Source organism: Sphingosinithalassobacter sp. CS137, from assembly GCF_014334115.1.
Taxonomy (GTDB): Bacteria; Pseudomonadota; Alphaproteobacteria; order Sphingomonadales; family Sphingomonadaceae; genus Sphingomonas.
This window is the reverse complement of sequence record NZ_CP060494.1, coordinates 2,601,680-2,613,741: the sequence shown is the minus strand read 5'-3', so window position 1 is coordinate 2,613,741 and position 12,062 is coordinate 2,601,680. Positions and strand designations below refer to the sequence as shown.

Here is a 12,062-nt window from a genome sequence, read left to right as displayed (position 1 = left end):
CCGCGCTTCGTGCCTTGATGATGAGTTGTTCAGACGCTCTCCGCCCGTGCCGCGCGCGCGCGCTGCGAAAGGCGCGGCGCCAGCGAGAGCAGGGCGATGGCGACGATCAGGATGCCCGCGCCGATCAGTTCGCCGGTGCGCGGATGCGGCAGGCCCCAGACCCAGGCGAGGATCAGCGCGCCGCCGACGCCCGCGATCAGGCTCGCGGCGCGCTCGAGCGGCACGCAATAGGCGTTTTCGCGCGGGTCGAGCAGGATGATGATGGCGAACACCGAGACGACCGTGAGGGTGAAGCCGATACCGAACAGCGGCAGGATCACCGGATCGGTCCAGACGCTGACGAAGCCCCAGCCGAGCTGGCCCGACTGGTCGCCGAAGCCGACCGCCGAAATCGCCGCGAGCATCGCCACCGACAGCGGCAGCGCGAACACCTTTTCCTCGACGAAATATTTGCGCACCGAGGCGGGATCGCCGCTCTTCGACACCTTGGTCATCACCGCGAGGCGGATGAAGTAGCCGATGGTGTAGAGAACCACCGTCAGGATCGCGAGCGGCGGCAGGTTGAATCCCCCGCGGTCGCCGATCGCGATCGCCAGCGCCGCCAGCACCATCACCAGCGCGGTCCAACTCCACCAGCGTACCTTGCGACCGAAGGCGATATCGACCAGCGGCGCGATGATCAGGATGTCGCCGCGCATCAGCAGCTGGATGAACGGGATGCTGACGCCCTCGAACGTGAACGACAGCGGCACCGTGAACAGCACCATCGCGGTGCCGATCCCCGACAGGAAGGTATAGCGCGTCGGAATCGGGATTCGCGCGCCCGCCACCTGCACTCCATTGGCGTCGCGGTGCCAGCCGGACCACCAGATGAACAGATAGGTGAGCACGGTACTGATGATCAGCGAGGCGGGCAGCGTCTCCAGCCCCGTCAGCGGCCGCCCCAGCCCCGCATGCGGCGTGCTCGTCACCAGCTTGGTGATGATGACGTTAGGCAGATACGCCAGCAGATAGAGAGCGACATAGCCCTCGATCGGGAATGCGGATGCCTTGCCGTTCATGCCGCTTCCTCCAGCACCACCATGTCCTCCTCCACGCGGTAGCGGGCGTTGAGACCCGCCTCTCCGGTCACCGCCGTCATGTAATCGACCACTTCGGCGTGCCGGTCGCTGCCGCGCTCGACGAAGCGGGGAATGGCATCGCGGTCGATGTAGAGCGGCAGGAATCCTGAGCGGACGATCCGCCCTCCGGCGATCTCGAACCGCGCGACCATCGACAGGCGCGACGCCTTGGGGAAATTGTAGAGGCTCTCGAAATCGGGCTCCCATTCCTCGGCGAGCACGCGAATCTCGTTGAAGCTCTTCGACGCCGCATGGGCCGGATCCATCTTCAGGTCGGTCGCGAAATTGCACAGCGAGTAGAAGACAGGCTTGCCATCGATCAGCTCGCACCCCTTCAGGATATGCGCATGGCCGCCCAGGATCGCGTCGGCGCCTGCCGCGACTGCCGCCCGCGCCACATCGCGCTGATAGTCGGCAATGCTCGCACGGACGAAATGGATGCCCCAGTGGAGCGACACGAACACCAGGTCGGCGTCGGCCTTGGCGGCGCGGATGTCGGCCTCCAGCGCCGCGAGATCCTCGCGGTGCGGATAGCTATGGATGCGAGCAGGCGTGCCGGGCTGGTCATGTTCGATCTGCTCGTAGACGGTGAAGGCCCGCATCGGCGCGCAGCCCGGGCGCCGTTCGTCGGCCCAATAGCTGTGCGGCAGGATGCTCGAATAGGCGAGAATCGCAACGCGCGTCCCGTCGCCCAGCGTGATCCGCACCGGCCGCCGCGCCTCGGCGATGTTTGCGCCCGCGCCGACCACATGGATGCCGGCGCGCTCGAGGTTCGCCCTGGTCTCGAAGAAGGCATCATTGCCCCAGTCGAGCACATGATTGCCCGCCATCGAAATCACGTCGAACCCGGCACGCGCCAGCGCATCGGCGCCGTCGGGACGGGCGAGCACCGCGTGGCGCGCCTGCGGCAAGCGAACGCCGCGCTCGGCAAAGCTCGTCTCGAGCTGCGCGAAGGCGATGTCCGCGGCCTGCAGCACGCCGCGCGTCGCCGCATAGCTCTCGTCGTAATCGTCGCGATCGGGAGCAAGATCGCCCGCGGCCAGGAAGACGTGCGTCATGCCGCACCTCCCTCAAAGCGGACCGGCACCGAAAGCGCTCCGATCTCCGGAAACCGCGTCGGCTTCGGCTCCCCGGCAAGCGCGAAACCGGGTGCGGCGGCAAGAAGCTCATCTAGCGCGACTTCAAGCTCGAGCCGCGCCAGCGCCGCGCCGACACAGGCATGCGGGCCGCGCCCGAATGCCAGCGAATCCTTCATGTTCGGGCGGTCGAGCCGGAACTCGTCGGCCGCCTCGAACACCTCGGCATCGCGATTGGCCGAGGCATAGACGAGCGCGATCGGCTCGCCCGCGGGAATCGTCCGGTCGCGGAGCGTCACGTCGCATACGGCAGTACGCGCGAAGCCGCGATACGGCGTGTAGAGCCGCAGGAACTCGTCGATCGCGGCGGGCACCAGGGTGCGATCGCCGCGCAGCCGGTCCTGCAGCGCCCGGTCGCGGCCGAGATGAACGGCGATCGAGCCGATCAGCACGCTCGGAGCGATGATGCCGACGACGAGCACCTGCCGGATCGTCCCCACAATCATCTCGTCCGGAAGCGGCTCTCCGTCGACCCGCACCGCGAGCAATGCGCTGGTCACATCCTCCTCGACGGGCATCGGAACCGCCTTGCGATCCGCGACGATCGCACGCGCCATATCATAGAGGACGAGGCTGGATTCCTTGGTTGCCTCGATGTCGTTCGACTGGACCGCGATGTTGTAGCGCTGGCCGACGCGCGTAAGTTCGTCGACCGCCTCCTGCGGCAGGTTCATCCAATGGGCGAACACTCCGATCGGCATGTGCGCCGAAAAATCCGCCACAATGTCGCCACTGCCCCGGGCCACCAACGGCGACAGCAGTTCCCGGCACAGTCGCCGCACCACCGGTTCGAGCCGCGCGACGCGGTGCTCGGTCAGCAGCGGAGCAATCGCGCGGCGATAGGGCGTGTGCTCGGGCGGATCGAGGTGCAGCGGCGGACGCCGGCCGGTAAAGGCGACCTTGGGAATGACATTCTGCCGCGACGTGATGAAGGTGCGCCAGTCGGCCGCCGCGGCGGCGACGTCGGCATGTTTCATCAGCGCCCAGAACCCGCCCCAGGCGTCGCTGTGCGCCACCGGGCAGCGCGCGCGGAGTTCGGCATAGACCACCTGCGGGCTATCGAAACTTTCAGGCTGAAGCGGGTCGAAGTCATGCGACATAGCATTTTGGGTACGGAGTAATGTAAGCGCTTTCAAGAGGCTTTTGCATTTTGCCGCGAAACGGGACATGAAAGCACATGGCTGGACGCGCTCCGAGGCTGAACGAGGTTGCGGCGAGAGCGGGGGTTTCCGCCGCCACCGTCTCGCGCTTCCTCAACACTCCCGAAATTGTCGCCGCCGCCACCGGCGCCCGAATCCGTCGGGCGATCGAGGAGACCGGCTATGTCCAGAATCTCGCCGCCGGCGCGCTCGCGAGCAGCCGCACGCGGCTGATCGCTGCGCTGGTGCCCGATATCGCCCAGTCGATCTTCAACGACACGGTCGAGGCGATGATCGAGGAGCTGGCGACCGACGGCAACGGCGTGATGCTGGCGCTCACCGGACCGGACAATCCCCGGCTGGTGCGCGAGATCAACATGGCGCTTGCCCGACGAGTCGACGCGATCATCCTTACGGGCATCGTATCGGATTCAGCGACGCGCGAGCGGCTGCGCTCGGCAGGGATCACCACGATCGAGACCTGGGGCCTGCCCGAGGATCCCATCGACGTCGCGATCGGCTTTTCGCACCGCGCGGCCGGCGAGGAGATGGCGCGCTTCCTGCGCCAGCGCGGCTATCGGCGGCCGCATCTGGTGGTACCGCGCTCGACTCGCTCCGAACGGCGCGCGAGTGGCTTCGTCACGCGCTGGGTCTATGACGGCGGACCCGAGCCGACGCGCCTGGACGTCAACGTTCCCAGCCATTTCGGGCAGGGCCGGCTCTGCTATCGCGGTCTCGCCGACCTGCCCGAAATGCCCGACGTCGTCGTCTGCGGGTCCGATTGGATCGCGCAGGGGGTGATCGTGGAGGCGCAGGCGGCCGGCATCCGCGTGCCCGACCAGCTCGCCGTGACCGGCTTTGGCAATCTGCGCCTGGCGGGCGACATGCGTCCCACGATCACCTCGGTCGATATCGACGGCGCACGGATCGCACGCGAAGTGATGCGCGTGCTGCGCGCGCGCGCCGCCGGCGAGCAGATCGAGACGCGGATCGACGTCGGATTCCGCGTGATCGCACGCGAAAGTGCATGAAAGCCTTTTCATCAACCCGGCGCTGAGATAGCTTTCCCGCATAACAACGCGGGAGAGGATTGATGCGGTTCGGAGTTCTGCTGGTTTCGTCGCTTCTGCTGAGCGGCACCGCGCTGGCGCAGGTCGCGCCGGACGCGCCGGGGATCGCGCAGCTCGCCGAGCGTGAAGCGGCGAGCCGGGCGGCCTATAACGCACTTCCGGACACGCCGGGCACCGGCCCCTATCCAGCCGTGATGGAAGTGGTGCCGAACCTTTCCGACCATGTCGTCTATCGCCCCGCGGCGCTCGATGCGCTTGGCGGCACCAGGCTGCCCGTGCTCGTCTGGGGGAATGGCGGCTGCGTCGCAAATGGCGCCAGCGCGCGCTTCCACCTCGCGGAGATCGCCTCGCACGGCTATCTGGTCGTGGCGCCGGGCGCGATCCTCAGCGGCCCGCGCGCGGCCGCACCGCCGCCACCGCGCCGGCCCGACCCGGCGACCGGCACGCTTCCCGGCGTCGCCACGACCGCCGAGGACGTGCGCGGCGGTATCGACTGGGCGATTCGCGAAAACAGCCGCGCCGGCAGCCCGTTCGAGGGGCGGATCGATACCGGCAATGTCGCCGTCGCCGGCCACAGCTGTGGCGGTCTTCAGGCCCTTCAGGTCGCCGGCGATCCGCGCGTGAAGACGGTGATCGTCCACAACAGCGGCGTGTTCACCGACGGAACGAATCCGATCGCCGGAATCACGGTCGACAAGTCGCTGCTGGAGACGCTGCACACGCCGGTGCTCTATGTGCTTGGCGGCGAAGGCGACGTCGCCTGGCCGAACGGCAGCGACGACTATGCCCGGATCACGCATGTGCCGGCCGCACTGGTGACCGGGGACGTCGGGCACGGCGGCACCTTCCGCCAGCCCAACGGCGGCGATGTCGCGCAATTCTCGGTCGACTGGCTCGAATGGCAGCTGCGCGGCGATGTCGATGCGGCGAAGACCTTCGTAGGCCCGGAGTGCGGCCTGTGCGCGAGCCCGACCTGGACGATCGAGCGCAAGGGGTTCTGACGCGCGCGTCGGCACTCCGCCAACCGCCCGCACGCCTTTCGCGCTATGCGCCTCCCTCTCCCGCCGCGAGCGGAAGAGGGAGCGACTCGCGTGCGCCTAGCGGCAGCGTCCGCCTCGAACGCAGGGACGCAGCATCGGCGGCGGCGTGTGATCGACGAAGCCATCGGGCCGTGCGCCCCATTCGCCGCTCGACAGCCGCGCATGGACGAAACGGATCGCCGAGATCACCGTTGCCGTGTCGAACCGGCAATGGCCGGCGCCGCGCCCCCACAGGCTCTGCACGTCGCCGCGTCCCGCCGCCGCCTCGGCATAGCCGCGCTGGAGCGAAGGCGAAGTGAGTCCGTCTCCGATCAGCTGGACCGCGACGAGCGGCACCCGCGGGCGCGCATCTGGAGTGTAGTTGGCCATCATGTAGCGCACTGCCCCCGGCTGCGCCGTTACGCGCGGCCCGGCGTTCAGCGTCGCGAGATCGGCGTCGAGATCCAGCCCCGCCTCGCGATAGAGCACCTCCACCAGCGCCCGCCGCTCCGATCGGGCCAGCTGCGTGCGATAATCGATACCGCGATTCCAGGAAAAGACGCCGCCCGCACGCCGCTCCTGATCGACTCGCGGCAGGAACACGCCCATCACGAAGCTCCTGGCGATCTCCCGCACCCGCGCCGCGTAATCCTGCGCACCCGGCTCGGGCAGGTCCGCGCTGGTCCAACCGGGAATTCCCGCGAGGACGCCGGCCAGCGCCACCCGCGCGCGGCCCTCGTGCGTTTCCATCGCGCGCGCCAGCGCGGCCGCCACGCGCGCGGCGTTGGCCCGGTCGTCGTCGATATCAACGATGCGAATGTCCGAATCAGGCGCGATCAGCGTGCGAAAGGCATAGGCGCCGTCGAGCGCCATGTTCATCATTCCCACCGCGCCGCCGATCGACGCGCACATCGCGACGCCGCCGTCGATCACCGGATCGCGCTGTTCGGCTAGCGCCGTGGTAACGAGCCCGCCCATCGAGAAGCCCCAGCCGATCACGCGTTGCGGTTTCCCGTGGCGTTCCGCAAACGCCGTCACCGTCGCGCGCTGCGCCGGTACGGCCTGTTCGAGCGCCCAGCCACCCGCGCCATAATCCGATCCAGCCAGTGCATAGCCGGCGTCGAGCAGCGCCTCGCGATGCGCTTCCGGGGCGGCGGCGGGCGCGCCGACATTCGGAGAATAGCCCCGGCTGTACAGCAGCAGCGTACCGTTCCAGTTCGCGGGCACCTCCGCATGCCACTGCGCCCCGCCGGGCAGCGTGCCGCCGGGCGCGCCCTGCGCAGCCGACGGCGGAGTGACGGGCGGAGCGCCAAGGGCCACCGCCGCCGCCGCGCAGATCCACAGGGTGCGCATCCGATCCTCTCCTTCCGAATGTTTGAGGAGGTGATACGCACTCTGAAAACGCTTTCAATATTGTTTTGCGCCGAAACAATCTGCAAGTTCGCGGCGGCAGGGCGCTATGCGCTTGCAAAAGGTCACACATAAGCTATACGTCATAACAAACCTAGGAGAGGCAGTCATGGCAACCATAGCTCCGCCGGCGTCCGGCACCGCCACTTTCACGCGACTCAATCCCGTTACCGGCGAAGTCGCCACCACCGCCCCGGCGGCCACCGTCGCCGATGCCAATGCCGCTGCCGAAGCGGCCGCCAGGGCATTCCCGGAATGGTCCGCACTCGGCCCGAACGCCCGCCGTGCGCTGCTCAACAAGGCCGCCGCCGCGCTGGAGGCGAAGGCCGACCAGTTCGTCGATGCGATGATGACCGAAATCGGCGCGACCGAGGGCTGGGCACGGTTCAATCTGATGCTGGCCGCCGGCATGGTGCGCGAGGCCGCTTCGCTCACCACGCAGATCGCGGGCGAAGTGATCCCGTCCGACAAGCCGGGCTGCGTCGCGATGGCGCTGCGCGAGCCGGTGGGCGTGATGCTCGGCATCGCGCCGTGGAACGCGCCGATCATCCTTGGCGTGCGCGCCATCGCCGTACCGCTCGCCTGCGGCAATACCATGGTGCTCAAGGCGAGCGAGCAATGCCCCCGCACCCACAGCCTGATCGCCGAAGCCTTCGCCGACGCCGGCCTGCCCGAGGGCACGGTGAGCATCGTCACCAATGCGCCGCAGGACGCGCCCGAGATCGTGGGCGCGCTGATCGACAACCCGCATGTCCGCCGGATCAACTTCACCGGCTCGACTTCGGTCGGCCGGATCATCGCGCAGCGCGCCGCCGGACACCTCAAGCCCGTGCTGCTCGAACTGGGCGGCAAGGCGCCGCTGCTCGTGCTCGAGGACGCCGATCTCGACGAAGCGGTGAAGGCCGCCGCGTTCGGCGCATTCATGAACCAGGGCCAGATCTGCATGTCGACCGAGCGGATCATCGTGGTCGATGCCGTCGCCGACGCCTTCGTCGCCAAGTTCAGGGATAAGGTGGGCGGCATGGCGGTGGGCGACCCGCGCGAGGGCAAGACGCCGCTGGGCGCGGTGGTCAACCAGAAGACGGTCGACTGTGTCCGCGCGCTGATCGACGATGCGCTCGCGAACGGCGCCGAACAGGTGAACGGCGGCGAGGCGAACGGCGTGCTGATGCCCGCGCACGTGATCGACAAGGTCACGCCGGAGATGAAGCTGTTCCGCGACGAAAGCTTCGGTCCCGTTGTCGGCATCGTCCGCGCACGCGATGAGGCGCATGCGATCGAACTCGCCAACGATACCGAATACGGCCTGTCCGCTGCGGTTTTCACGCGCGACACCGCGCGCGGTCTGAAGATCGCCCGGCAGATCAAGTCGGGCATCTGCCACGTCAATGGCCCGACCGTGCATGACGAGGCGCAGATGCCGTTCGGAGGCGTCAAGGCGTCGGGCTATGGCCGCTTCGGCGGCAAGGCGGGGATCGACGCCTTCACCGAACTGCGCTGGGTGACGATCGAAACCGAACCCGGCCATTATCCCATCTGATCGCGATGCCGATAACCTCCCACTTCGGCCTCGCGCTGGCGGGACTGGCGGCGGCAGCGTCGCTCGCCGGTTCCGCCTCCGCTCAGTCCGCCCCTCCCGCGCCGCCCGGGCTCACCTATGCCTTTTCGGTGCGGGTCGAAGTCGCCCCGCCAATCGAGCAGGGCGAGATCGACGGCGGCCGGCGGCGGTTCATCCCGATCACCGGAGGAACGATCAGCGGTCCGCGGCTGACCGGAACCGTCGCTTCGGGCGGCGGCGACTGGCAGACCATCTATCCGGGCGGCTTTACGCGTATCGAGGCGCGTTATTTCCTGAAGGCGGAGGACGGCACCTTGATTGGGATCCACAATCCCGGCGTGCGCGTGGCGGACGAAACCGTCACGCAGGCGATCGCGCGCGGCGAGCAGGTGCCGCCCGCCAGCTATTATTTCCGCAGCTCGCCGGTGTTCGATCCGCCCCCGGGTCCGCACCAGTGGCTGCGCGAAAAGACCTTCGTGGGGCGCGGCATCCGCATGCCCGACCATGTCGTGATCGAATTCTTCATCGTCGAATAGGCCCGCGCGCGGGCGAACAGAGGAACTGGAATCGAATGACCGAACTCAGCAGCAACGGCGTCGTCGCCTATGACGTGGAAGGCGGCATCGCCTGGGTGCGCTTCAACCGCCCCGACAAGCGCAACGCGATGAGCCCCACGCTCAACCGCGACATGATGGAAGTGCTCGACACTCTCGAACACCGCGACGACGTCGGCGTGCTGGTGCTGGGCGGCGAAGGCAAAGCCTGGACCGCGGGCATGGACCTCAAGGAATATTTCCGTGAGACCGAGGCGCAGGGCCTCGGCTCCACGCGTCAGGCGCAGCGCGAAAGCTATGGCTGGTGGCGCCGCCTGCGCTGGTATCAGAAGCCGACGATCGCGATGGTCAACGGCTGGTGCTTCGGCGGCGGCTATGGCCCGCTGTTCGCATGCGACCTTGCCTTCGCCGCCGAGGACGCGCAGTTCGGCCTGTCCGAGATCAACTGGGGCATCCTGCCCGGCGGCGGCGCGACCAAGATCGCGGTCGAGCTGATGTCGTTCCGCAAGGCCATGTATCACGCGCTGATGGGCGAGAATATCGACGGCAGGACCGCCGCGGAATGGGGCCTCGTCAACGAAGCGCTGCCGCTCGACGCGCTCAAGGACCGCGTGACCGAAGTCGCCAAGGTGCTGCTCGCGAAGAACCCGGTCGCGCTCAAGGGCACCAAGGACGCGATCCGCCGCGTTTCGGAAATGACCTATGACAACGCCGAGGACTATCTCGTGCGAGCGCAGGAAGCCGCGAACTCCTACGACAACGAGGGGCGCAAGGAAGGCATCCGCCAGTTCATCGACGAGAAGAGCTACAAGCCCGGCCTCGGCGCCTACGACAAGGAACGTTCCAGGTCGTGAGGATCGGGGTCCCTCGCGGCCCCAATCCCCGTCCGGTTCGCGCGCAGTCGAGAACCGCGCCCTTCGTCCCCACGCGCGCGCACCCCGCGTCCTCTAACGGATGAGAATGATGCCCGACCTGTCCCGCCTGCTCACTCCGCGATCGGTGGCGATCGTGGGCGCCTCGCCCACGCCCGGCGCGCTGGGCAACAGCGTGCTGCGCAATCTGGGGCGCCACGGCTATTCGGGCGACATCCACCTCATCAATCCCAGGCGCGAGACGATCGACGGGCGACCGTGCCTGAAGTCGATCGCGGACCTGCCCGAAGGTGTCGATGCCGCAGTGCTCGCCATCCCGGGCGGAGCGGTGCTCGACGCGGTACGCGCACTGGCGGAGCGCAAGGCGGGCGCGGCGATCATCTTCTCGGCAGGTTTTGCGGAGGGCGGCGAGGAAGGTCTCGCGGCACAGGCTGAAGTCGCGCGCATCGCCGCGCAAAGCGGCATGATCGTCGAGGGGCCGAATTGCCTCGGCATGGTCAACTATGCCGCTGGTGTGCCGCTCACCTTCGTCGAGGCGCCCGTCCTCGATCTCGAGAACAAGCCTGCGGTTGGCATCGTCAGCCAGTCGGGCGCGATGGCGGTGGTGCTTGGCACAACGCTGATGGCCAAGGGCCTCGGCATCACCGTCTCTGTCTCGACCGGCAACGAAGCCGCGAGCGGAGTCGAGGACTATGTCGCGCATCTGATCGACGATCCCGCAACGCCCGCGATCGGCATGATCGTCGAGCAGTTCCGCAAGCCCCAGGCGTTCCTCGCGCTGGCGGAAAGGGCACGCGGGGCGGGCAAGGCGATCGTCCTGCTGCATCCGGGCACGTCGAGCGCCGCGCGCGAATCGGCCGCGACGCATACCGGCGCAATGGCGGGCGACTGGCAGCTGATGCGCGCCAAGGTCGAGCGCGCGGGCGTTATCCTGGTCGACAGTCTCGAAGCGCTGGGCGACGTTCTCGAACTCGTCACGCGCGCCAGGCCTGTGCGACGCGGCGGCACCGCCGTCCTGACCGAATCGGGCGCGTTCAAGGCGCTGACGCTCGACCTTGCTGAGAAGATCGGGCTCGACCTGCCGCCGATGGACGGCGCGACCGCCGCGGCGATGCGTGGCGCGATTCCCGACTTCATCCCGATTTCGAACCCGATGGACCTCACCGCACAGGCGCTCGTCGATCCCGATCTTTACCGCCGCACGATGGAGCCGCTGCTCGCCGACGACGGCTTCGCGGCGCTGGTGCTTGGTATCATCCAGACGGACGAGGCCACCAGCGCGCGCAAATTTCCGCCGATCGCCGATGCGGTGCGCACGCTTTCGCCCGACAAGCCGGTGATCTTCGCCGGACTCGACGACGGTGCGCCGGTGCCACCGGAATATATCGAAACGCTACGCGCGCTCGGCATACCCTATTTCCCCTCTCCCGACCGCGCGTTTCGCGCGCTGCGCCACCTCGCCCGCCGCGCCGAGCGCAACTTCGAGCGCGTCGCAGCCGATCCGGTCTCCCTGGACCTGCCGCACGGCGTCGTGCCCGAATATCGCGCGAAGGAGCTGCTCGCGTCCGCCGCCATCCCCTTTCCACGGGGCGGCTTCGCACGCTCGGCGGACGAGGCGAAGGCCATCGCCAACACCATCGGCTATCCGGTCGTCCTCAAGGCGCAGGCCGCCGCGCTCAGCCACAAGAGCGACGCGGGCGGCGTGCTGCTGAACATCGCCGACGATGCCGCGCTCGATGCCGCCTGGACGACGCTGTTCGACAACGTCGCCGCCTATGACCCTGGCATCGCGCTCGATGGCGCATTGGTCGAGGCGATGGGCAAGCGCGGCACCGAACTGATCGTCGGCGCGCGCAACGATCCCGATTGGGGGCCGGTGATCCTCGTCGGCTTCGGTGGGGTTACCGCGGAGCTGCTCCACGACGTCCGCCTGCTGCCGCACGATCTCACCCACGACGCGATCTGCGCCGAGCTGCGCGCGCTGAAGCAGGGTGCGCTGCTCGATGGCTATCGCGGGTCGCCGCCGCTCGATATCGAGGCGGTGGCCGATCTGATCGCCGGGCTTGGCCGCGTGCTTGCGGGCACGCCCGTGATCCGCGAGATCGACCTCAATCCGGTGGTGGTCTACCCGCGAGGCGGGGGCGTGGTCGCGCTCGACGCGCTGATTCTCGCCGAATAGGAGA

10 protein-coding genes are annotated in these 12,062 nt (G+C 68.1%); 6 read left to right on the top strand and 4 right to left on the bottom strand.

Features of this window, described 5'->3' with window-relative positions:
- Positions 1 to 29: 29 nt before the first annotated feature.
- The 3 genes from H7V21_RS12955 to H7V21_RS12945 are packed head-to-tail and all read right to left on the bottom strand — an operon-like array spanning position 30 to position 3,306.
- Positions 30 to 1,061 (bottom strand): hypothetical protein, encoded by a 1,032-nt coding sequence (locus H7V21_RS12955; protein ID WP_188054143.1) that lies wholly within the window; start codon positions 1,059 to 1,061, stop codon positions 30 to 32.
- A complete protein-coding gene (locus H7V21_RS12950; protein ID WP_188054142.1) occupies positions 1,058 to 2,179 on the bottom strand; it encodes a CapA family protein in 1,122 nt (373 codons plus the stop codon). The genes H7V21_RS12955 and H7V21_RS12950 overlap by 4 nt, the downstream gene beginning before the upstream one ends.
- Entirely contained in the window at positions 2,176 to 3,306 is a 1,131-nt protein-coding gene (locus tag H7V21_RS12945) for a cytochrome P450 (protein WP_262503867.1), read from the bottom strand. Before H7V21_RS12945 ends, H7V21_RS12950 begins: the two co-directional genes overlap by 4 nt.
- Positions 3,307 to 3,434: 128 nt before the next feature.
- Between H7V21_RS12945 and H7V21_RS12940 the strand changes: the two genes are divergently transcribed.
- Positions 3,435 to 4,427: a LacI family DNA-binding transcriptional regulator gene (locus tag H7V21_RS12940; protein ID WP_188054140.1), complete on the top strand. Its 993-nt coding sequence runs from the start codon at positions 3,435 to 3,437 to the stop codon at positions 4,425 to 4,427.
- Positions 4,428 to 4,489: 62 nt separating this feature from the next.
- Positions 4,490 to 5,467: a hypothetical protein gene (locus H7V21_RS12935; RefSeq protein ID WP_262503866.1), complete on the top strand. Its 978-nt coding sequence runs from the start codon at positions 4,490 to 4,492 to the stop codon at positions 5,465 to 5,467.
- Positions 5,468 to 5,563: 96 nt separating this feature from the next.
- Here the strand turns inward: H7V21_RS12935 and H7V21_RS12930 are convergent, their stop codons facing one another.
- A complete protein-coding gene (locus tag H7V21_RS12930) occupies positions 5,564 to 6,838 on the bottom strand; it encodes an alpha/beta hydrolase (protein ID WP_188054139.1) in 1,275 nt (424 codons plus the stop codon).
- A 166-nt stretch (positions 6,839 to 7,004) separates the two neighbouring features.
- On the opposite strand from H7V21_RS12930, the gene H7V21_RS12925 reads away from it, so the two are divergent.
- From H7V21_RS12925 to H7V21_RS12910, 4 genes are all read left to right on the top strand, one after another.
- Entirely contained in the window at positions 7,005 to 8,435 is a 1,431-nt protein-coding gene (locus tag H7V21_RS12925) for an aldehyde dehydrogenase (protein WP_188054138.1), read from the top strand.
- 5 nt (positions 8,436 to 8,440) lie between these two features.
- Positions 8,441 to 8,989 (top strand): DUF3237 domain-containing protein, encoded by a 549-nt coding sequence (locus tag H7V21_RS12920; RefSeq protein WP_188054137.1) that lies wholly within the window; start codon positions 8,441 to 8,443, stop codon positions 8,987 to 8,989.
- 35 nt (positions 8,990 to 9,024) lie between these two features.
- Entirely contained in the window at positions 9,025 to 9,861 is an 837-nt protein-coding gene (locus H7V21_RS12915) for a p-hydroxycinnamoyl CoA hydratase/lyase (RefSeq protein WP_188054136.1), read from the top strand.
- A 106-nt stretch (positions 9,862 to 9,967) separates the two neighbouring features.
- Positions 9,968 to 12,058 carry an acetate--CoA ligase family protein gene (locus H7V21_RS12910; protein ID WP_262503865.1) on the top strand — a complete coding sequence of 697 codons (2,091 nt, stop codon included), beginning with the start codon at positions 9,968 to 9,970 and terminating at the stop codon, positions 12,056 to 12,058.
- The last annotated feature ends 4 nt before the right edge of the window (positions 12,059 to 12,062 follow it).